Raw genomic sequence first — 20,740 nt, forward strand, 5'->3', positions numbered from 1 at the left:
GGGAGCGGCGCGTGGGTCACGCGCCCGCTCCGGTGGTGGACTTGCGGGCGACCCGGCCGCGGACGGCGAACCATCCGGCGACCAGGGCGGCGACGATCAGCGGCAGGCACAGCACGGTGGTGCGTCCGGCGCCGCCGTCGGCGTACATGAGGACCAGGACGGAGGCGAGGAACGCCAGCGTCACGCTCTCGGTCCAGGGGGAGCCCGGCAGGCGGTAGCCGGGGCGGGTCAGGTGGCCCTGCTGGGTCTTCCGCCAGAAGAGCAGGTGGCAGAGCATGATCATGCCCCAGGTGGCCAGGATGCCGATCGCGGCGAAGTTCAGCACGATCTCGAACGCCTCGGCCGGGACGACGTAGTTGAGACCGACGCCGAGGACGCAGAAGCCGCTGGTGAGCAGGATGCCGCCGTAGGGGACCTTGCTGCTGCTCATCACCGCGGTGAACCGGGGCGCGGAGCCCGCCGTCGCCATGGAGCGCAGGATGCGGCCGGTGGAGTACAGGCCGGAGTTGAGGGAGGACATGGCCGCGGTGAGGACGACGAGGTTCATGATGCCGCCGGCCGCCGGGACGCCGATGTTGGACAGCACCGTGACGAAGGGGCTCTCCCCTGCCTTGTACGAGGTCCACGGCAGCAGCATCGACAGCAGCAGCACCGAGCCGACGTAGAACAGGCCGACCCGCCACATGATCGAGTTGATCGCCTTCGGCATGATCTTCTCGGGGTTCTCGGTCTCGCCGGCCGCGACGCCGACCAGCTCGACGGAGGCGTACGCGAAGACGACGCCCTGGATGATCAGCAGCATGGGCAGCATGCCGTTGGGGAAGACGCCGCCGTTGTCGGTGATCAGCGACGGGCCGGGGGTGTGGCCGTCGACGGGGTGCTGGGTGACCAGCAGGAAGATGCCGATGCACATGAAGACGACGAGCGCGCCGACCTTGACGATGGCGAACCAGAACTCCAGTTCGCCGAAGATCTTCACCGAGATCAGGTTCACGGTGAGGACGACGGCGAGCGCTATGAGGGCGATCACCCACTGCGGGATGTCGGAGAACATGCCCCAGTAGTGGGTGTAGGTGGCCACCGCGGTGATGTCGGCGATGCCGGTGGTCGCCCAGTTGAGGAAGTACATCCAGCCGGCGGTGTACGCCCCCTTCTCGCCGAGGAACTCGCGGGCGTACGACACGAAGGCGCCCGACGACGGCCGGTACAGGACGAGTTCGCCCAGGGCGCGCACGACCAGGAAGGCGAAGATCCCGCACACCGCGTAGGCGATGAACAGGGAGGGGCCGGCGTCGGCGAGCCGGCCGCCGGCGCCGAGGAAGAGGCCGGTGCCGATGGCGCCGCCGATGGCGATCATGTTGACGTGCCGGGACTTCAGGGACTTGCTGTAGCCCGCGTCGCCGGCGTCGACGTGACCGGATGGGGAGGGGCGCGTCTCGTCTTTGAGGTGCTGTTCGCTCACGCCTCGGGTCCGCCTTCCGTGGGGATGTCCGTGCGCTTCGGGCGCACGATGTCGGTGAGGGTGGTCTCGACGCGGTCGATGTGGTGGGCCATGGCCTCCTCCGCGTCGGGTGCGGAACCGTCGATCAGCGCCTCCACGATGGCCCGGTGCTCGCGGTTGGACTGCTCGCGGCGGCCGCCCAGTTCGTTGAGGAAGGCCGACTGACGCGCCAGTGCGTCGCGGATCTCCTCGATGACCCGGCGGAAGACCGGGTTCTGGGACGCTTCGGCCACGGCGAGGTGGAAGAGGGTGTCCATCGCGACCCACGCGGTGGTGTCCGTCTCCCGTTCCATGCGGTCGAGCAGGTGGGCCAGGTGGTCCAGGTTCTCCGGGGTGCGGCGCCGCGCCGCGTACCCGGCGACCGGGATCTCGACGTGGCGGCGCACCTCCAGCAGGTCGCTGGCCGCGTAGTCGCCGAAGGTGGGGTCCTCGACGGTGTTCGCGACGACGAAGGTGCCTTTGCCGGTCTTGGAGACCGTCAGGCCCATCGTCTGCAGTGCCCGCAGCGCCTCGCGCAGCACGGGCCGGGAGACCTCGAGCGTGCGGCACAGCTCCGCCTCGGAGGGGAGCTTGGCGCCGATGGCGTACTCGCCGCGCTCGATGGCGCCGCGGAGGTGGGAGAGCACCGCTTCCATCGCGCTGACGCGCCGCGGCCCCGCACCACCTGTCTGGCTGTCTGACAGGTTCACGGGGCCGATCCTCCGCGCCACGGGCGCGGCCTGTCAAGAGTGGTGAAACAGGAAATTCACCGGGCGTGAAGCCTGAAAGGACCCATCACGCCCGGGCGGGTCAGCCGGCCAGCGCACCGGTGGCGAGCAGCCCGAACAGCAGCACGCCGACGATGATCCGGTAGAGCACGAAGGCGTTGAAGGAGTGCTTGGCGACGAACCTCAGCAGCCAGGCGATGGAGGCGTAGGCCACCACGAAGGAGACGGCCGTGCCGGCCGCGAGCGGGGCGGCTCCGACCCCGGTGCCCAGGGCGTCCTTGAGCTCGTACAGTCCGGCGCCGGTCAGGGCGGGGATGCCGAGGAAGAAGGAGAGCCGGGTGGCGGCGACCCGGTCGAGGTCGAGGATGAGCGCGGTGGACATCGTGGCGCCGGAGCGGGAGAAGCCGGGGAAGAGCAGGGCGAGGATCTGGGAGCTGCCGACGAGCATGGCGTCCTTGAAGGAGGTGTCGTCCTCGCCGCGCTTGTGCCGGCCCATCTGGTCCGCCGCCCACATCACGCCGCTGCCGACGATCAGCGAGCCGGCCACCACCCACAGCGAGGCGAGGGGGCCCTCGATGAGCGGCTTGGCGGCCAGGCCCACGGCGACGATCGGGATAGTCGCGTAGATCACCCACCAGGCGAACTTGTAGTCGTGGTGGTAGCGCTCCTCCTTGTGCAGCAGGCCGCGGCACCAGGCGGAGACGATCCGCACGATGTCCTTGAAGAAGTACACGAGCACGGCGGCGATCGCACCGACCTGGATGACGGCGGAGAAGCCGACGACGGCGTGGTCATCGACGGGGATGCCCATGAGTCCTTCGGCGATCTTCAGATGGCCGGTGGAGGAGACGGGCAGGAACTCGGTCACCCCCTCGACGGCTCCGAGGACGACTGCCTGACCGACGCTGATGACGCTCATGGGATCCAGTTCTGTACAGACGGCTGCGGGAGGGGACCGTCCTACACCACCACGGCAAGAGCCGCGCCTACGCCCAGACCCCCCGGGCCAGCGCGAACCCCGCGCAGGCCGCCCCCACCCCGGCCGCGACGCTCGCCAGCACGTTGACGGCGGCGTAGCCACGGGCCCCCGTCTCGGCCAGCCGGAGCGTCTCGTACGAGAAGGTCGAGTACGTCGTCAGGGCCCCGCACAGGCCGGTGCCGAGCAGCAGCCGCAGGTGGGAACCGGCGACGCCCGCCGCTGCCGCGCCGGTGAGCAGGCCGAGCACCAGACAGCCGGCGGCGTTGACCGTGAAGGTGCCCCACGGGAAGACGGAGTCGTGCCGGGACTGCACGGCGCGGTCGGTGAGGTAGCGCAGCGGCGCGCCGACCATGGCACCCGCGACGACCAGCAGCCAGTTCACAACGAGTTCTTACCTTCCGCGTCCGTTCCGCCCGGGTTCGTCCTGCGGCCGGTGTACCTGATGACCTCGCAGTCGTCGAGCGTCACCAGTCCTTCGGTGACCAGTTCGTCGAGCTGCGGCAGGAACGCCCGGACGCGCTCCTCGGTGTCGACGATGACGACGGCGACGGGGAGGTCCTCGCTCAGGGACAGCAGCCGCGAGGTGTGGACGAGGGAGTGGGCGCCGAAGCCCTCGACGCCACGGAAGACGCTGGCACCGGCCAGGCCCGCCGCGTGGGCCCGGCGGACGATCTCCGCGTACAGGGGCTTGTGGTGCCAGGTGTCGTTCGCGCCGACGAAGGCGGTCAGGCGCAGGGCGCGGCCTGCCGGTGCCGTCATGGCTGCCTCCCGGTGAGGAAGCGGCGGGTCGCCGTGGCCGCGCACCACACCGCGGTGAGCGCCGCGAGCGGGGTCGCGGCGAGGTAGGCCAGGGCCGTGCCGGTCCGGCCGTGATCGACGAGCTGCTGGATGTCGACGGCGTAGGTCGAGAAGGTGGTGAAGCCACCGAGGACGCCGGTGCCGAAGAAGGGGCGGACCAGGCGGTGGACGGGCCGGACCTCGGTGATGACCACCATGAACACCCCGATCACGGCACATCCGGCGACGTTGATCCAGAAGGTCGTCCAGGGGAACCCGGTCGCTGCCGTGGGCCACGCCAGCAAGGCCGCGTACCGGGCGGCGGCCCCGGCGGCCCCGCCGAGCGCGATCACCGCGACGACGGGTGCCTGAGCACGCCATGCGGGGAGCCGCGGGGCGGCTGCCGTGACACGGAGGCTCTCCGCTTCCGGGGTCGTCATGTCGTACGCTCTCCTGCTCGCCGGGCCCGGGCCGGGCACGCTTCCTCGCGAGGAGGGACCGTCGGCGGCACCGGTGCCACGGTTCGGGTACGGCGGGCCCCACCGCCGCGCCACGAGGTGATCGCGGCTGGTCAACAGGGTAACCCTGGGGGAAGCCCGGGGCACTTCCCGGGAGGGGCCTTCCAGTGTGAGGCGGTGCGGGGGCCGCGGTGTCGTTGATCGCCAGGGCGGCTACGGGGCGGGGTGAGCGAGCCGAGGTACGGCAGGCGCTTCCGCCCCCTGCCACCCCTTCTCGAACATGCGGGCCACCTCGGCGATGCGTACCTCGTCGCGCTGGTAACAGACCTGGTCTCCGGCCGTCCGCGCGCGCAGCAGGCCGAGGGACGTGAGGAGGCGCAGGTGGGTCGCCGCGGCCGGGAGGGGCAGGCCGAAGTGGGTGGCGACGGTGTCGGCGGTGGCGCCGGCGTGGGCGAGAGCGGGGTCCTTCAGCCACTGGAGGATGTTCCTGCGGGTCTCGCTGACGGAAGGCTTCAACACCTCATGCCCCTTCGCCCGGGCTTCCCTCTACGGCGTATGCCCACTGTCCCGCAGCCGAAGCCCCGCGTCAGGGGCTCCGCACCACCTTGTCCGGTACCGAACACCCTTGGCGCGTAAGGAAGTTCAGGGTTCCTCGCGGGAGGACGAGGAAGGGCCCGGCCGCGCGGTGCGGCCGGGCCCGGGGGCTTCACGGGTCAGCGGTGGCCGAACCACGACATCGACGACAGCGCCCGGTCGTCGTAGCCGAACAGGGCCTGGTTCTCCCAGCCGTTGCCGGAGGAGGCGTCGGTCGGGTCCCAGCCGTTGCCGGCCACGGCGGTCCAGGTCGCCTCCCAGTAGAAGACACCGAGGCCGCGGCCGTTCGGCACGGCCTCCACGATGCTGGCCACGTCGTTCATCCACCGGGTCTGCCCGGCCACGGACGCCGGGTAGCCGGAGACCAGTTCGTCGCCGGTGTTGATGATGTTCTCGTGCCCGTCCTCGCTGTCGAGCCGGAAGGGGTAGGCCGTCTCGGCGACGAAGACCGGCTTGCCGTAGCGGGCGGCGGCGTCGTCGAGGGTGGTCTGGAAGTCGGCCATCGTGCCGTGCCAGTAGCCGTAGTAGGACAGGCCGATGGCGTCGAACCTCACACCGTTGGAGCGGGCGTTGTCGAACCACCAGCGGGTGCCCGACAGGTCACCGCCCTTGGCGAGGTGCAGGGCGACGGCGGTGCCGGAGTCGACCGCCTTGACCGCGTCGTAGCCGGAGTTGAGCAGCCCGGCCAGCTGCGGCCAGTTGCCGGTGGAGCCCTCGTTCCACAGCATGCCGCCGTTGATCTCGTTGCCGACCTGCACCATGTCGGCGGTGGTCCCCTGGGCCTTGAGCGCGCTGAGGACGTCGTACGTGTGCTGGTACACGTCGGTCTTCAGCCGGCTGTACGAGTGCCCGGCCCAGGCGGCCGGCTTGGACTGGGCGCCCGGGTCGGCCCAGGTGTCCGAGTAGTGGAAGTCGACCAGCAGCTTCATGCCCTGCGCCTTGACGCGCTTGGCCAGGGCCAGGACGCGGGCCTTGTTGTTGTAGCCGTCGGCCGGGTTGACCCAGACCTTCAGGCGGGCGTAGTTCATGCCGGCGTTCTTCAAGATGGCGACCGCGTCCCCGGTGCTGCCCGAACTCGTCCGGTACACGCCGCCCTTGGCCTCGCTCTTGGCGAGGGAGGAGATGTCCGCGCCCTTGATCGTCGTTCCCGAGGTGCCCGGGGTGAAGGTCAGGTCGTCGACGTTGATCCAGTTGCCCGCGTTCGCGTCGCTGGTGATGCTGATGGTGCACTGGTTGGTGGTGACGTTGACCGGGACCACGATCCGCAGCCACCCGCTCGCCGAGACCGGCAGGCCGGTGCGCTGCTCGGCGCCGCCGCAGTTCTTCAGGGCGAGGTACGCGGCGTTCTGCCCGCCGCCGGAGCGGACCCAGGCGGTGAGCTTGTAGTTCCCGTTCGTCAGCCCGGACAGGTACTGGTACGTCTCCACCTTGTAGGCGGAGGAGGCCCAGTGGGTCAGGCGGTGGCTTCCGCTGTGGCCGCCGGACTCCACGAAGGAGGCGCCGGTCGAGCCGTATTCGGACCAGTCCCTCGGGGTGGCCGCGCCCGTGCCGTCGGCTTCGAAGCCGCCGTTGGTGAGGGTGCTCGCGGCGTGCGCGGTGGTGGCGGGCAGGGCGGTGAGGGCCAGCCCCGCGGCGAGCGCCGGCAGCAGGGCCTTCAGGGTGCGTCTGGGATGGAACATCGTCGTCCGTCGTCCCTTCGACGTAAGGGTGGGGAGTCTCTTTCCGCCGGGGAGGCGGCAGAGCCCCTCCGCCCGCGGCTCGCGGCTCGCACGGGCGGAGGGGAGTCGGATCAGCCGTCGAGTCGCACGACCCGGACGGCTCCGGCCGGGACCGACAGGCGGCCCGCGGCGCGCTCACCGGTCAGCAGCTCGGTGCCGGATGTGTCCAGCGGCACCTTGGCGTCGGCGGCGGTGTGGTTGATCGCGAACAGGTAGCGGCCCGACGCACCGCTGCGGCGCACGACCTCGACGTCGCGGGGCAGGCCGGCGCGCGGGGCGATCCGGGCGTCCTCGAGCGCCCAGCCGAGCAGGGCGTCGAGGCCGTCGGCGGCCAGGCGGGTGGAGACGTACCAGGCGGTGCCCTGGCCGAGGCGGTGCCGGGTGATCGCGGGGTGGCCCGCGGTGAGGCCGTCGGCGTACGTCCCCACGGTCTCCGCGCCGCGCGGCACCACGAACTCCGTCCACACGTCGCCGCTCAGCTCGCAGCCGTCCGGGCCGGTGACCCGCACCAGCTGTTCCGGCAGCAGCGGGGAGAACTCCTCGACCGTCAGCCCGAGCACGTCCCGCAGCGCGCCCGGGTGGGCGCCCTCGTGCACGGCGTCGTGCTCGTCGACGATGCCGGAGAAGTACGACACGACCAGCGTGCCGCCGTTCTCGACGTACGCCTTCAGGTTCCGCCCGGCGGCCTGCGTCATCAGGTAGAGGGCCGGAACGACGACAAGGGGATAACTCGACAAGTCGGCTTCTGGGTGAGCGAAGTCGACGGTGAGGTGGCGGTCGTAGAGGGTCTCGTAGAAGGCGTCGGCGCGTTCCCGGGCGTCGTGGTCCTCGCTGGGGCGCCAGGCGAGGCTCTGCGCCCACCAGGAGTGCCAGTCCCACACCATGGCCACGTCGGCCTCGGTGCGGGTGCCGCGGATCGGCGCCAGCGCGTCCAGGCCGGCGCCGAGTTGGACCACCTCGCGCCACACCCGGGTGTCGGTGCCGCCGTGCGGGACCATCGCCGAGTGGAACTTCTCGGCGCCGCGCCGCGACTGGCGCCACTGGAAGAACAGGGCGCCCTCGGAGCCGCGCGCCACGTGCGCGAGGGAGTTGCGCGCCATCTGGCCGGGGGCCTTGGCGGGGTTGCGGGGCTGCCAGTTGACGCCCGACGTGGAGTGCTCCAGCAGCAGCCAGGGGGCGCCGCCCGCGACGGAGCGGGTGAGGTCGGCGGCCATCGCCAGGTTGACGTGGGTGCGGCGGCCGTCGGTGATCAGGTAGTGGTCGTTGGTGACGAGGTCGACCTCACGGCCCCAGGCCCAGTAGTCCACGGAGTCGCACTGGCTCAGCGCGGTCATGAAGTTGGTGGTGACCGGTACGCCGGGCGAGAGGCGGTGCAGGATGTCCCGCTCCATGCGGAAGTTCTCCCGCATGGTGGCGTCGGCGAAGCGCTTGTAGTCCAGCGCCTGGGCCGGGTTGCCGACGGTGGGCGTCAGGCGCGGCGGGTTGATCTCGTCGAAGCCGGCGTAGCGCTGGCCCCAGAAGGCCGTGCCCCAGGCCTCGTTGAGCGCCTCGACCGTGCCGTAGGCGCTCTCCAGCCAGCGGCGGAAGTGGGCGGCGCAGGAGTCGCAGTAGCAGGCCGAGACGGGCACGCCGTACTCGTTGTGCACGTGCCACATGGCGAGGGCCGGGTGGTCGCCGTAGCGCTCGGCGAGCCGGGTGGTGACGGCGGCGGCAGCGGCGCGGTAGTCGGTGTTGCTGTGGCAGATCGCGGCGCGGGAGCCGAACTCGTAGCGCACGCCCTCGGCGGTCACCGGCAGCGCCTCGGGGTGGGCGCGGTAGAACCAGGCGGGCGGGGCCACCGTGGGAGTGCCGAGGTCGACGCGGACGCCGTTGGCATGCAGCAGGTCCAGCAGCCGGTCGAGCCAGCCGAAGTCGTACTGGCCGGGGGCCGGTTCGAGCAGCGCCCAGGAGAAGATGCCGACGCTGACCAGGGTGACGCCGGCCTCCCGCATCAGCCGGACGTCCTCCTGCCAGACGCTCTCCGGCCACTGCTCGGGGTTGTAGTCCCCACCGAAGGCGAGCCTGGTGAGGCCCCTGGGGGTGGTCTCCGGCATGGATGGTCTCCCGATGATCGATCTCTTGTGAACGTGCACACACGCCTGCGTCGTGCGGAGCCCAACATAACCGCACAGCAACAACCATTGACAAGTGTCCGGGATGTTTCTCTACTGTGAACGCTCACAGAAGCGTGACACGGCCTCGCGACGGGCGGGGTGCCAGGTCAGCGCACATCTGCAGGGCAGGTCCCCGCACCGGGCGGGGACCCAGGTCAGGGGAGAACTCCATGCTGTACACGAAGCGCCGTCGCCTCGTGACTTCCGCCGTCGCCGTCGCGCTCGGCGCCACCGCCCTCGCCGCCTGCGGCTCGTCCGACGACGACAGCGATGCCCAGTCGGGCCCCGTGTCGCTGACGTACTGGACGTGGACGCCCGGCATGGACAAGGTCGTCGACCTGTGGAACAAGGGCCCGGGCAAGAAGGAGCAGATCACCGTCACGGTGAAGAAGCAGGCGTCCGGCGACACGCTGGTCACCAAGATCCTCACCGCGCACAAGGCGAAGAAGGCGCCCGACCTGGTGCAGGCCGAGTACCAGGCGCTGCCGACCCTGGTCAGCAACGACGCGCTCGCCGACATCTCGGGCGAGGTCGGCGACGCCGAGGAGAAGTTCGCCGACGGTGTGTGGCAGCAGACCACGCTGGGCACGGACGCGGTCTACGCGGTGCCGCAGGACATCGGGCCGATGATGTTCTACTACCGCGAGGACCTGTTCAAGAAATACGGCCTGGAAGTCCCCACCACCTGGGACGAGTTCGCCAAGACCGCCCGTGAGCTGAAGAGGAAGGCGCCGGAGAAGGACCTCACCACCTTCTCCGCCAACGACTCCGGCCTCTTCGCGGGCCTGGCCCAGCAGGCCGGCGCCAAGTGGTGGACGACCTCCGGCGACAAGTGGAAGGTCGCCATCAACGACCCGGCCACGCAGAAGGTCGCCAGGTTCTGGGGCGGCCTCGTCAAGGAAGGCGCCATCGACAACCAGCCGATGTACACCCCGGCCTGGAACAAGGCGCTCAACACCGGCAAGCAGATCGCCTGGGTCAGCGCCGTGTGGGCGCCGGGCACCCTGACCACCGCCGCGCCCGACACCAAGGGCAAGTGGGCCATGGCCCCGCTCCCCCAGTGGACCGAGAGCGACAACGTCACCGGCAGCTGGGGCGGCTCCTCCACCGCCGTCACCACCGACTCCAAGCACAAGGCAGCCGCCGCGAAGTTCGCCGCGTGGCTGAACACCGACGGCGACGCCCTCAACGCCCTGGCCAGGGAGGGCGGCATCTACCCGGCCGCCACGAGCGCCCAGACCAGCGGCGCCTTCCTCAAGCCGCCCGCGTACTTCGCCAACCAGGCGGACTTCTACACCCAGGCCGCCGACATCGCGGAGACCACCGCGCCCTCCGCCTGGGGCCCGAACGTCAATGTCGCCTACACCCTCTTCAAGGACGCGTTCGGCGCCGCCGCCAAGAACAAGTCGGACTTCGTCGCCGCGCTGAACACGATGCAGGACGGCACCGTCGCCGACCTGAAGAAGCAGGGCTTCGAGGTCGCTCGGTGAGCAGCACCACCCTCAGACGAGCGCGCAGCGCGCCCTATGTCTTCCTTCTCCCCGCGACGATCCTCTTCGCGCTGTTCTTCGCGCTGCCCATCGGCTACGCGCTCTGGCTCAGCTTCCACAAGGTGAAGGTGTCGGGCCTGGGCCTCGGCTCCGGGGCCCGCAAGGAGGTCTGGGCCGGGCTGGAGAACTACACCGACGCGCTCGGCGACAGCGAGCTCGTGAACGGGGCGCTGCGTGTCCTCGGCTACGGCTGCATCGTCGTCCCCGTCATGCTCGGGCTCGCCCTGCTGTTCGCGCTGATGCTCGACTCCGAGAAGGTGCGGCTCGCCCCCTTCACCCGGCTCGCGATCTTCCTGCCGTACGCCATCCCCGGCGTGGTGGCGGCCCTGCTGTGGGGCTTCCTCTACCTGCCGGACGTGAGCCCCTTCTACTTCGTGCTCGGCAAACTGGGCCTGCCGCAGCCCGACCTGCTGGACGGCGGGCCGCTGTACCTCGCGCTGTCGAACATCGCGGTGTGGGGCGGCACCGGCTTCAACATGATCGTCATCTACACCTCGCTGCAGGCCATCCCGGCCGAGGTGTACGAGGCGGCCAGGCTGGACGGCTGCTCGCCGCTGCAGATCGCGCTGCGGATCAAGATCCCGCTGGTGGCGCCCTCGCTGGTGCTGACGTTCTTCTTCTCGATCATCGCGACGCTCCAGGTGTTCAGTGAGCCGACCACCCTCAAGCCGCTGACCAACTCGGTGTCCACGACCTGGAGTCCGCTGATGAAGGTGTACCAGGACGCGTTCGGCAAGGGGAACATCCACGCGGCCGCCGCCCAGGCCGCGATCATCGCCCTGGCCACGCTGCTGCTGTCCTTCGGCTTCCTGCGGGCCGCGAACCGCCGTCAGAAGCAGGAGGCGGCACGATGAGCTCCCTCGCGATCAGCAAGGCCGAGCCGGCGGCGGACAGCGCCCCCGGCGCCGCGCAGGGCAGGCCGCCGCTGCGCCGCCGCGTCGCGCTCGTCCCGACGCTGACCCTGCTGCTCGGCGCGGTCTACTGTCTGCTGCCGGTGGCCTGGGTGGTCATCGCGGCGACCAAGTCCGGCCGGGAGCTGTTCTCGACGTTCACGTTCCTGCCGGGCACGGGCTTCGCCGACAACGTCCGGGACCTGACCGCCTACCGCGACGGCGTGTACTGGGAGTGGATGGGCAACTCGGCCCTGTACGCCGTCCTCGGCGCGCTGCTGTCGACCTGTGTGTCGGCGTTCAGCGGGTACGCGCTGGCGACCTACCGCTTCCGGGGCCGCGAGACGATGTTCAACCTGCTGCTCGCCGGTGTGCTGATGCCGCCGGTGATCCTCGCGATCCCGCAGTACCTGCTGCTGGCCAAGGCGGACCTGACGGACTCCTACCTGTCGGTGCTGCTGCCGCAGGTCCTCTCGCCGTACGGCGTGTACCTGTCGCGCATCTACGCCGCGGCGGCCGTCCCCGGTGACGTGGTGGAGGCCGGGCGGATGGACGGGGCCGGCGAGTGGCGGATCTTCTCGCGGATCGCGCTGCCGATGATGATCCCCGGCCTGGTGACGGTGTTCCTGTTCCAGTTCGTGGCGATCTGGAACAACTTCCTGCTGCCGTACATCATGCTCAGCGACGACGAGAAGTTCCCGATCACGCTCGGCCTGCACACGCTCCTGGAGCAGGGCGCCAACACCCCGGCCCTGTACACGCTGGTGATCACCGGCGCGTTCCTCGCGGTGCTGCCGCTGGTCGCCCTCTTCCTGGTCATCCAGCGCTTCTGGAGCCTCGACCTGCTCTCCGGGGCCGTAAAGTCATGACCATGAACGCTTCGGGGGGCCGGCGCAGGCCGCCGACGATCCACGACGTGGCGCGCGAGGCGGGGGTCTCGCGCGGCACGGTCTCGCGCGTGCTCAACGGCGGCCACTACGTCAGCCCGGCCGCCCAGGAGGCGGTCAACGCCGCCATCCGCAAGACGGGCTACGTCGTCAACCGGCACGCCCGCTCCCTGATCACCGGGCGCTCCGACTCGATCGGCTTCCTGCTGACCGAGCCGCAGGAGCGGTTCTTCGAGGACCCCAACTTCAACGTCCTGCTGCGCGGCTGCACCCAGGCGCTGGCCCCGCACGACATTCCGCTGCTGCTCATGCTGGCCGGTACGCCGGACGAGCGGCGCCGGATCAAGCGGTACATCACGGCGGGGCACGTCGACGGCGTGCTGCTGGTCTCCAGCCACTCCGCGGACCCCGTCGCCGAGGAGCTGCGCGAGGCGGGGGTGCCCCTCGTCCAGTGCGGCAAGCCCATGGGGCGCGGCTCCAAGGTGAGTTACGTGGCCGCGGACGACCGGGACGGCGCCCGGGACATGGTGCGTCACCTGCTGTCGCTGGGCCGCCGCCGCATCGGGATCGTGACCGGCCCGCTGGACTCCCCCGGCGGTGTCGACCGCCTCGCCGGCTACAAGGAGATCCTCACCGAGGCCGGCCTCGCGATCGACGAGCAGCTGATCGTCTCCGGTGACTACAGCCGGGCCAGCGGCGAGGCGGGCGCCGAGCGGCTGCTCGCCCAGGCGCCCGACATGGACGCGGTGTTCGTCGCGTCCGACCTGATGGCTCAGGGCGTGCTGACGGCGCTGGAGCGAGCGGGGCGGCGTGTGCCGCAGGATGTCGCGGTCGGCGGCTTCGACGACTCCCCCGCGGCCCTCGCCGCCCGCCCTCAGCTCACCACCATCCGGCAGCCCTGGGACCGCATCAGCACCGAGATGGTGCGGGTGCTGCTCGCGCAGATCGGCGGGGAGGACCCGGCGGCGGTGATCCTGCCGACGGAGCTGGTCAAGCGGGAGTCGGCGTGAGGACATTTCCTCCGCCGGGCCGGTGAGCAGCGGCCCGGGGACGCCGGCGGCGATCGGTCAGGATCGGAGAAGCCCTGCGCCGCTCCCCCGGCCTAGCGTGAGATCACCGAGGCGCTCGGGCAGCCGCCCGGGCCTGACGACCTCACGAAGGAGTACGCCATGACCGCCGGGCTGAAGACGATCATCTACCCCGTCAAGGACCTCGACCGGGCCAAGGCCGTGTTCGGCGCCCTGCTGGGGGTGGAGCCGTACGCGGACGAGCCGTACTACGTCGGGTACAAGGACGCCGGGCAGGACGTGGGCCTGGATCCCCACGGGCACGCCAAGGGCATGACCGGGCCGGTGCCCTACTGGCACGTGGCCGACATCCGGGCCACGCTCACGGCCCTGCTGGCGGCCGGGGCGGAGCTGCTGCAGGACGTCCAGGAGGTGGGCGGGGGCCGGAGTATCGCCTCGGTGAAGGACGCCGACGGCAACCTGGTCGGGCTTCTGCAGGACACCGCCGCCTGATCCTGGTCACCGCGCGGTATGTGCACGTTCATGGACTGCCCGCCGCGGTGTTACCGTTCGGGTATGGCAGCGAAGACGGCCGGCGCGCGGCTCGAGGAGCGGTGGCGGGAGATCCTCTCGGTGCACGCGCGCACCCTGTGCGAGATCGATCGCGTTCTGCATCCCTACGGTCTGGGCGCGTCCGACTTCGAGGTGCTCGACATCCTCGCCACCTCGGCCTCCGACGGCGACCAGTGCCGGGTGCAGAACCTGGTCGGCCGGGTCCACCTCAGTCAGAGCGCGCTGTCCCGCCTCATCGCGCGCCTGGAGAAGGAGGGCCTGGTGACCCGGTCGGTGTGCGCGGAGGACCGGCGGGGCGTCTTCGTGGTCCTCACCCCGAAGGGCCGCGACCTGCACGCCGAGGTGCTGCCGCTGCAGCGGGCGGCGCTGGAGCGCACGCTGGGCGCCTGATCCGGCCCTGTGGAGTTCCGGGGCGGGCGGTTCCGGGGCGGGCGGATTCTGCCCTACGGCCGGGCCAGCAGTGTGCGGACTCCCTCGGAGGTGAGGGTCAGACGGTGGTCGGAGCTGGCGTCGATGGTCAGCGACAGATCGTCGGCGGGCCACTGCGCGGCGAGCGCGCCGAGCGGCACCAGGCGGTAGCGGGAGACGAACGGCAGCAGGTCGGCCATCTCCCCTTCCGAGGTGAACACCGGCACCACCTGGTGCCCACCGGGCTGCTCCAGCACCGGCAGCGCCACCGCCGACGGGTTCTCGGCGTCCTCGTCACTCGCGTCGTCGGGCACGGGAATGAGCACGTCACTGTTGGCCAGGGCGTCCAGCGCCGCCTGGTCCTCGGTGTTCTCGGCCAGCACGTCCAGAGCGCGCTGTGCGGGCGTGGGGGTGTGGTGGGCGGGTGTCTCCATGGCAGGTCCCCTGGTAGCGGCGGTCGTGCGGCCCGCCCGGGACATGATCGCTCCCGGGCGCGTCCAGCCTCGCGTACCCGAACGGACCCGGCGCAATCCTGCGCGGGCCGATGGATTCGGGGGACCGGCGGTGGCCGTGGGACGGGCGGAGGCGACCGGGTCAGGCGGCCGGCTCGGTGTCCGCCGGGGCCGGCGCCCGCTCCTCCTGGCGGCGGACGTGTGCGCGCCGTAGCGCCAGGGTGCCGAGGAAACCCACGGCGAGGGCGGCCAGGACACCGAGGTTGGCGTACGCCCAGGAGCCGGTACGGCCGCCGAGGCCGAGCGGGCCGAGGAGGTACCCCTGCCAGTCAAGCCAGCCCGCGGCCGCGTTGGTGACCAGGCCCCAGCCGGCGCCGGTGGCGGCGAGGGTCAGCAGGAGGGGGACGAGCGGTGTGTCGCCGTAGCGGCCCCGCGGGCGGTACAGGTCGGTCTCGTCGTAGGCGCGGCGGCGCAGCGCCAGGTCGGCGAGGAAGATGCCGCACCAGGCGGCGATGGGCACGCCGAGCGTGGTCAGGAAGCCCATGAACGGGCCGAGGAAGTCATCGGCCACGAACACGATGTACACCGCGCCCGCGATCATCAGGAGCCCGTCGACGAGGGCGGCCAGCGGGCGGGGGACGCGCAGGCCCGCCGACAGCAGGGCCAGGCCCGAGGAGTAGATGTCGAGGACCGCGCCGCCGACCAGGCCGAGCACCGCGACCACGGCGAACGGCACCAGGAACCAGGTCGGCAGGAGGGTCGTCAGCGCGCCGATCGGGTCGGCGGCGACGGCCTCGCCGAGCGCGCGGGAGGAGCCGGCCAGCAGCAGTCCGAAGACCAGCAGGAGCAGCGGGGCGAGACTGGCTCCGAAGGTGGTCCAGCCGGCCACGCCCCGCGACGACGAGGTGCGGGGCAGGTAGCGGGAGTAGTCGGCGGCGGCGTTGACCCAGCCGAGGCCGAAGCCGGTCATCATGAACACCAGCGCGCCGATGAACTGCTGGGCGGAGCCGGAGGGCAGCGCGCCGACGGCGCCGGCGTGGACGTGGTCGGCGACGAGCACCACGTAGGCGACCGTGAGGACGCCCGTGACCACGGTGATCACGGTCTGCAGCCGCATGATCAGGTCGAAGCCGAGGACGCCGACGACCACGGTCAGCGCGCTGACCAGGACCAGCGCCACCACCTTGGTCTGGATGCCGCCGCCCCAGCCGAGCCGCCCGAAGACCGTGGCGGTGGCCAGGGTGGCCAGCGCGCACAGCACGGTCTCCCAGCCGACGGTCAGCATCCAGGAGATCACCGACGGCAGCCGGTTGCCCCGTACGCCGTAGGCGGCCCGGCTGAGCACCATGGTGGGCGCGGAACCGCGCTTGCCCGCGACGGCGACCAGGCCGCACAGCAGGAACGAGAAGACGATGCCGATCACACCGGCGGTCAGGGCCTGCCAGAAGGAGATCCCGAAGCCGAGCAGGAAGGAGCCGTAGCTCAGTCCGAGGACGGAGACGTTGGCCCCGAACCACGGCCAGAACAGTGTCCTGGGCGTGCCCTTGCGCTCGGCCTCGCCGATCACGTCCAGACCGTGCGTCTCGACCTGGAGCTGCCGGGCGGGGGGCGTGTCGCCGAGTGGGTCCGTCATGGTCACCTGCCTGTCCGTGAGGGGCGCGCCACCGGTGGATACCCCGGACACCGCCGCTTGATCCACGCGTCAGCAACCGTCCCGACTGCTGCCGGGGGCATTGACGGGCGTGATGTTACCGGTAACATCACTGCTGTCCCCGATGCTCGCGCCCGTGTCCTCTGCCCGCGTCACCGTGGGCCGTCCTCCGGAGTCCACGTGACCGACCCCTCCCTCGCGCAGCGCGCCCGTCCCGCCCGGCAGCCCTCCCCCGCCCCGGTGTTCAGCCCGGCCGCCGTGGTGGGCTCCTGCGTGGGCTTCGTGCTCATCGGCGCGTTGCAGGCGCTGTACGGGCCCGCGATCCCCGCCTTCCGTGACGCGTTCGGTCTGTCACCGTCGGCCGCGGGGCTCGGGCTGAGCGCCCACTTCGTCGGGGGTGTGGCCGGTGTGCTGCTCTTCGACCGGCTCTACGGCCGGGTCGGCAACCGACGGATCCTCGGCCTGTCGTACCTGCTGATGGCGCTCGGCGCGGCGGGCTTCGCGCTCGCCCCCACCTGGCCCGTCGCCCTGGTGGCGGCGCTGGTCGCCGGGCTGGGTTTCGGCGGCATCGACTACGGCCTCAACCAGCTGTTCGCGGTCGGCTTCGGCCACCGTTCCACCGCGATGCTGAACATCCTCAACGCCCACTTCGGCGTGGGCGCGATCCTCGGCCCGGCGCTGATCGGCGCGTGGGGCTCGACCCACTACCCGGCCGTCTTCCTCGGCTTCGCGCTGGCCAACCTGCCGCTGCTGCTGTGCCTGCGCGGAGTGCGGGACCGGGCGCCCGGCCCGGCGGACTCCTCCGAGGCGGGCGGTGGGCGGGTGCTGGGCCGCAGCCTGGGCTCGGTCCTCGCCGTGTTCGTGGCGCTGTACGTGCTGCACGTCGGCATCGAGGCCGGCGTCGGCGGCTGGGAGCCCACGCACCTGCAGACCGTGGGGTACGGGGCGGGCGTCGCCGCCACCGCCACCTCCGTGTACTGGCTGATGATGACCGTCGGCCGTTTTCTGGTGGCGCCGATCGCGCTGCGTTTTTCCGCGCAGGCCATCATCACCGTCTCCTGCGCGGGCATGACCGTGTGCCTGCTGGCCGCCACCGTGCCCCCACTGGCCCCGTACGCGTACGCGGGAGTCGGGCTGTTCATCGCGCCGATCTTTCCCACCGGCCTGCCCTGGCTGCACCGGGCGGCGCCCCGGGCCCGGCGGGCCGGTGCGCTCGTCATCGCCGCCTCCATGGTGGGCGGGGTGGCGGCCGGCCCCGTCCTCGGCAAGGCCATCGAGTGGTCCGGGGTGCGCGCGGTGCCGCTGCTGCTGTGCGCGGTGTCGGCGCTGTGCCTGGCGGCCACGCTCTGGCTGATCCGCGCCACCCGGACCCGCTGAGACCTCCCGCGTACCTCCATCAGCGAAGGGGAGCCCCCGCATGCCCGCTCTGACGACGACGTCCGACGGATTCCGGCTGCACGGCGAGCCGTTCCGGATCATCTCCGGCGCGCTGCACTGAGCGCGGTGCCGTTCGCCCCGGCCGGCTCGGCGGCGGCCGCCGAACCGGCCTTCCACCACGGCACGTTCGAGGTGACCACACCCGCCGACACCTTCCTCTCCCTGCCCGGCTGGTCCAAGGGCCAGGCCTGGGTGAACGGCTTCCCCCTCGGCCGCTACTGGAACCGCGGCCCGCAGCGCACCTCTACGTCCCCGCCCCGGTCCTGCGCCCCGGCGCCAACGACCTGGTCACGCTGGAGCTGCACGGCACCGCGACCGCCCGCGCCCGGCTCACCGACGCCCCCGACCTCGGCCCGGAGACCTTCTGACGCGGCACGAACTGCGCGTTGCCGCGCCCGCCCCTCCCCCGCTGACCGGCCATCTGCCCGGCGCGGACGCGCCGGGCGTGCCCGACCCGAGCGAGGTCACCACCGACGTCGTCGGCACGGTCACCCGGGCCGGCGGCGGGCGGGCGGGGTCGGAGCCGCGTCTCCGGGCCGGACCGGCCCCGCCGTGCGCCCGCGCGGAACGGGGGCCGGCACTCGTGCCACGTGAGCCCTGGGCCGGGACGCCTATGCTGTGGTCCTGCCGGGCGGCAAGGGACCGCCACAGCCGACGTCGAGGAATCGTCCATGACACCGAGCGCCGCCGACGGCTCCGTCGCCAGAGGCCGCAGCAGACGCAACTTCGCGGGAGCCCGCCCGGTCATGGACGACGTGGCGCGGCTGGCCGGGGTGTCCAAGCAGACCGTCTCCCGCGTGCTCAACGACCATCCGGCCGTGCGGCCCGCGACCCGCCAGGCGGTCGTGGACGCCATGCGGACCCTCGGCTACCGGCCCAGCCGCAGCGCGCGGTCGCTGGCCAGCGGCCGGACCCGGATGCTCGGGGTGATCTCCTTCGACGCCGCCCGCTACGGCCCGGCCTCCATCCTCACCGCGATCAACACCGCGGCGCAGGAGGCCGGTTACCTGGTCAGCTCCATCGCGCTGGACACCGCCGACCACGACACCGTCGTGGAGGCGGTGAACCGGCTGTCCGCCGAGGGCGCGGACGGGGTGATCGCCATCGCCCCGCAGCTGTGGGTGGGCCGGGCCCTGGCGGAGACCGACCTCGCCACACCCCTGGTGGTACTGGAGAGCCCCCTCGACGACGGCACCCCCCTGGTCACCGGTGACTCCCGCACCGGGGCCCGCAAGGCCACCGAGCACCTGCTGGCGCTGGGGCACCGTACCGTCTGGCACATCGCGGGTCCCACCGGCTGGACCTCCGCCGACCACCGCCTCACGAGCTGGCGGGAGACCCTGCGGTCGGCGGGCGCCGAGGTCCCCGCGCCCCTGGTCGGGGACTGGAGCGCCGGCTCGGGGTACGAGCTGGGGCGGGAGGTGGCGCGGCGTGCGGAGGTCACGGCGGTGTTCGTCTCCAACGACCAGATGGCCCTCGGCGTCCTGCACGCCCTGCACGAGGCCGGGCGCGCCGTCCCCGGCGACATCAGCGTGGTCGGCTACGACGACATCCCCGAGGCCGCGCACTTCCTGCCCCCGCTGACCACGGTCCGCACCGACTTCGCCGAGATCGGCACCCGTTCCCTGCGGCTGCTGCTGAACCGTATCGACGGCGCGAACGAGCCGTGGCCGTCCGGCACCCTCGTCCCCGTCGATCTCGTCGTGCGCGCCAGCAGCGGCCCGGCGGCGCGGCGGGTCAGATGACCTGGCCGGCGCGCAGGGCGGCGATGTCGGCGGGCGGATAGCCGAGTTCGGCCAGGATCGTCTCGGTGTGCTCGCCGACGGCGGGCACGGCGTCCATGCGCGCGGTGGTGCCGGCCAGGTCGGCGGGCGGCAGCAGGGCCGTGACCACGGCTCCGCCGGGGATGAGTACGTCCCGCCAGCGGTCCCGGGCGCTGAGGACGGGGTGGGCCAGGAAGTCGTCGATGTCGTTGACGCCGGCGTTGGCGATGCCCGCCTCGTCGAGCAGCTTCCCCACCTCGTCGCTGTCCAGCTCGGCGAACCGGGCGGCGACGATCGCGTCGAGCGCGTCGCGGTGGGCCACGCGGTCGTCGCCGGTGGCGAAGCGCGGGTCGGTGACGAGGTCCGGGCGGCGCAGGAACCGCTCGCACAGCGCGGCCCACTCGCGCTGGTTCTGGACGGAGAACAGCACCTCCTTGCCGTCGGCGGCCGGGTAGGCACCGTAGGGGGCGATGGTGGCGTGCCGGGTGCCGATCCGCGGGGGCGGGCTGCCGCCGTAGCGGGTGTAGTAGGCGGGCTGGTGCATCCACTCGGCCAGCGCCTCGAACAGGGACACCTCCACGGGCCGTACGACGCCGGTGGTGGCCCGGGCGAACAGGGCCGTGAGGATCCCCGAGTAGGCGTACATGCCGGCCGCGATGTCGGCGACCGAGATGCCCGCCCTGGCGGAGCCGTGCTCGTTGCCGGTGAGCGACACCAGGCCGGTCTGGCACTGCACCAGCAGGTCGTACGCCTTGCGGTCGGCCCACGGCCCGGTGGTGCCGTACCCGGAGATGCCGCAGGGGATGAGGGAGGGGTGGCGTTCGAGGAGGTCCTGCGGCCCGAGGCCGAGCCGGGCGGCCGCGCCCGGGGCGAGGTTCTGCACGAACACGTCGGCGTCCGCGAGCAGCCGCTCCAGGATCCGGCGGCCCCGCTCGGCCTTGAGGTCGAGGGTCAGGGACTCCTTGGAGCGGTTGAGCCAGACGAAGTAGCTGGACTCGCCGTGCACCGTGGTGTCGTACCGGCGGGCGAAGTCGCCGTCGCCCGGCCGCTCCACCTTGATCACCCGGGCGCCCAGGTCGGCCAGCTGACGGGTGGCGAAGGGCGCGGCCACGGCCTGCTCGACGCTGACGACGGTGATGCCGGACAGCGGCAGATCCGCGGGGCGTTCGGTCATGCGGTGGCCTCCAGGAACCCGGCCCTGCCTTACGAGTTCCATCATGGCCGCTCGTGCGGGG

At 71.8% G+C, this 20,740-nt stretch carries 20 protein-coding genes and 1 pseudogene; 9 read left to right on the top strand and 12 right to left on the bottom strand.

Features of this window, described 5'->3' with window-relative positions; all coding sequences use genetic code 11:
- Positions 1-16: 16 nt before the first annotated feature.
- From AB0K80_RS25730 to AB0K80_RS25770, 9 genes are all read right to left on the bottom strand, one after another.
- A complete protein-coding gene (locus AB0K80_RS25730; RefSeq protein WP_365673471.1) occupies positions 17-1,462 on the bottom strand; it encodes an amino acid permease in 1,446 nt (481 codons plus the stop codon).
- Positions 1,459-2,136 (bottom strand): FadR/GntR family transcriptional regulator, encoded by a 678-nt coding sequence (locus AB0K80_RS25735; protein ID WP_365673561.1) that lies wholly within the window; start codon positions 2,134-2,136, stop codon positions 1,459-1,461. The genes AB0K80_RS25730 and AB0K80_RS25735 overlap by 4 nt, the downstream gene beginning before the upstream one ends.
- A gap of 154 nt (positions 2,137-2,290) precedes the next feature.
- On the bottom strand, positions 2,291-3,127 hold the full coding sequence (locus AB0K80_RS25740; RefSeq protein ID WP_365673473.1) for an undecaprenyl-diphosphate phosphatase: 837 nt from the start codon (positions 3,125-3,127) through the stop codon (positions 2,291-2,293).
- Between the two features lie 67 nt (positions 3,128-3,194).
- Positions 3,195-3,569, bottom strand: coding sequence for a fluoride efflux transporter CrcB (gene crcB, locus AB0K80_RS25745; protein ID WP_365673476.1), 375 nt, complete (start codon positions 3,567-3,569; stop codon positions 3,195-3,197).
- Positions 3,566-3,946: a DUF190 domain-containing protein gene (locus AB0K80_RS25750; protein WP_365673478.1), complete on the bottom strand. Its 381-nt coding sequence runs from the start codon at positions 3,944-3,946 to the stop codon at positions 3,566-3,568. The genes crcB (AB0K80_RS25745) and AB0K80_RS25750 overlap by 4 nt, the downstream gene beginning before the upstream one ends.
- Complete coding sequence (crcB, locus tag AB0K80_RS25755; protein WP_365673480.1) at positions 3,943-4,404, bottom strand: fluoride efflux transporter CrcB; 462 nt, start codon at positions 4,402-4,404, stop codon at positions 3,943-3,945. The genes AB0K80_RS25750 and crcB (AB0K80_RS25755) overlap by 4 nt, the downstream gene beginning before the upstream one ends.
- 231 nt (positions 4,405-4,635) lie before the next feature.
- A complete protein-coding gene (locus AB0K80_RS25760) occupies positions 4,636-4,941 on the bottom strand; it encodes a helix-turn-helix domain-containing protein (RefSeq protein ID WP_365673482.1) in 306 nt (101 codons plus the stop codon).
- A gap of 194 nt (positions 4,942-5,135) precedes the next feature.
- Positions 5,136-6,695, bottom strand: a complete 1,560-nt coding sequence (locus AB0K80_RS25765) for an arabinogalactan endo-1,4-beta-galactosidase (RefSeq protein ID WP_365673484.1) — start codon at positions 6,693-6,695, stop codon at positions 5,136-5,138.
- A 110-nt stretch (positions 6,696-6,805) separates the two neighbouring features.
- Positions 6,806-8,827, bottom strand: a complete 2,022-nt coding sequence (locus tag AB0K80_RS25770) for a beta-galactosidase (RefSeq protein WP_365673485.1) — start codon at positions 8,825-8,827, stop codon at positions 6,806-6,808.
- A 230-nt stretch (positions 8,828-9,057) separates the two neighbouring features.
- Between AB0K80_RS25770 and AB0K80_RS25775 the strand changes: the two genes are divergently transcribed.
- The 6 genes from AB0K80_RS25775 (at position 9,058) to AB0K80_RS25800 (ending at position 14,184) form a co-directional block, all read left to right on the top strand.
- Entirely contained in the window at positions 9,058-10,377 is a 1,320-nt protein-coding gene (locus AB0K80_RS25775) for an extracellular solute-binding protein (protein ID WP_365673486.1), read from the top strand.
- Complete coding sequence (locus AB0K80_RS25780) at positions 10,374-11,291, top strand: sugar ABC transporter permease (RefSeq protein WP_365673488.1); 918 nt, start codon at positions 10,374-10,376, stop codon at positions 11,289-11,291. Before AB0K80_RS25775 ends, AB0K80_RS25780 begins: the two co-directional genes overlap by 4 nt.
- Positions 11,288-12,196, top strand: coding sequence for a carbohydrate ABC transporter permease (locus tag AB0K80_RS25785; protein ID WP_365673490.1), 909 nt, complete (start codon positions 11,288-11,290; stop codon positions 12,194-12,196). Before AB0K80_RS25780 ends, AB0K80_RS25785 begins: the two co-directional genes overlap by 4 nt.
- Positions 12,193-13,224: a LacI family DNA-binding transcriptional regulator gene (locus AB0K80_RS25790; protein WP_365673492.1), complete on the top strand. Its 1,032-nt coding sequence runs from the start codon at positions 12,193-12,195 to the stop codon at positions 13,222-13,224. Before AB0K80_RS25785 ends, AB0K80_RS25790 begins: the two co-directional genes overlap by 4 nt.
- A 159-nt stretch (positions 13,225-13,383) precedes the next feature.
- Entirely contained in the window at positions 13,384-13,734 is a 351-nt protein-coding gene (locus AB0K80_RS25795; RefSeq protein ID WP_365673493.1) for a VOC family protein, read from the top strand.
- A 63-nt stretch (positions 13,735-13,797) separates the two neighbouring features.
- Entirely contained in the window at positions 13,798-14,184 is a 387-nt protein-coding gene (locus AB0K80_RS25800; protein WP_365673495.1) for a MarR family transcriptional regulator, read from the top strand.
- Positions 14,185-14,237: 53 nt separating this feature from the next.
- Here the strand turns inward: AB0K80_RS25800 and AB0K80_RS25805 are convergent, their stop codons facing one another.
- Both AB0K80_RS25805 and AB0K80_RS25810 read right to left on the bottom strand, forming a co-directional pair.
- Positions 14,238-14,636 (bottom strand): SseB family protein, encoded by a 399-nt coding sequence (locus AB0K80_RS25805; protein ID WP_365673496.1) that lies wholly within the window; start codon positions 14,634-14,636, stop codon positions 14,238-14,240.
- Positions 14,637-14,796: 160 nt separating this feature from the next.
- On the bottom strand, positions 14,797-16,287 hold the full coding sequence (locus tag AB0K80_RS25810; RefSeq protein WP_365673497.1) for a cytosine permease: 1,491 nt from the start codon (positions 16,285-16,287) through the stop codon (positions 14,797-14,799).
- A 198-nt stretch (positions 16,288-16,485) separates the two neighbouring features.
- Between AB0K80_RS25810 and AB0K80_RS25815 the strand changes: the two genes are divergently transcribed.
- The 3 genes and pseudogenes from AB0K80_RS25815 (at position 16,486) to AB0K80_RS25825 (ending at position 19,487) form a co-directional block, all read left to right on the top strand.
- The gene (locus AB0K80_RS25815; protein WP_365673500.1) at positions 16,486-17,682 is read left to right on the top strand and encodes an MFS transporter; all 1,197 of its coding nucleotides are present in this window, start codon (positions 16,486-16,488) and stop codon (positions 17,680-17,682) included.
- 117 nt (positions 17,683-17,799) lie between these two features.
- Positions 17,800-18,110: pseudogene (locus AB0K80_RS25820) on the top strand (beta-galactosidase); the annotation flags it as partial.
- Positions 18,111-18,413: 303 nt separating this feature from the next.
- Entirely contained in the window at positions 18,414-19,487 is a 1,074-nt protein-coding gene (locus AB0K80_RS25825; protein ID WP_365673502.1) for a LacI family DNA-binding transcriptional regulator, read from the top strand.
- Here the strand turns inward: AB0K80_RS25825 and AB0K80_RS25830 are convergent.
- Entirely contained in the window at positions 19,480-20,679 is a 1,200-nt protein-coding gene (locus AB0K80_RS25830; RefSeq protein ID WP_365673503.1) for a CaiB/BaiF CoA-transferase family protein, read from the bottom strand. The two genes, AB0K80_RS25825 and AB0K80_RS25830, sit on opposite strands and share 8 nt — an antisense overlap.
- Positions 20,680-20,740 lie beyond the last annotated feature (61 nt).

The sequence above is a fragment of the Streptomyces sp. NPDC052682 genome (assembly GCF_040678435.1).
Lineage (GTDB): Bacteria > Actinomycetota > Actinomycetes > Streptomycetales > Streptomycetaceae > Streptomyces.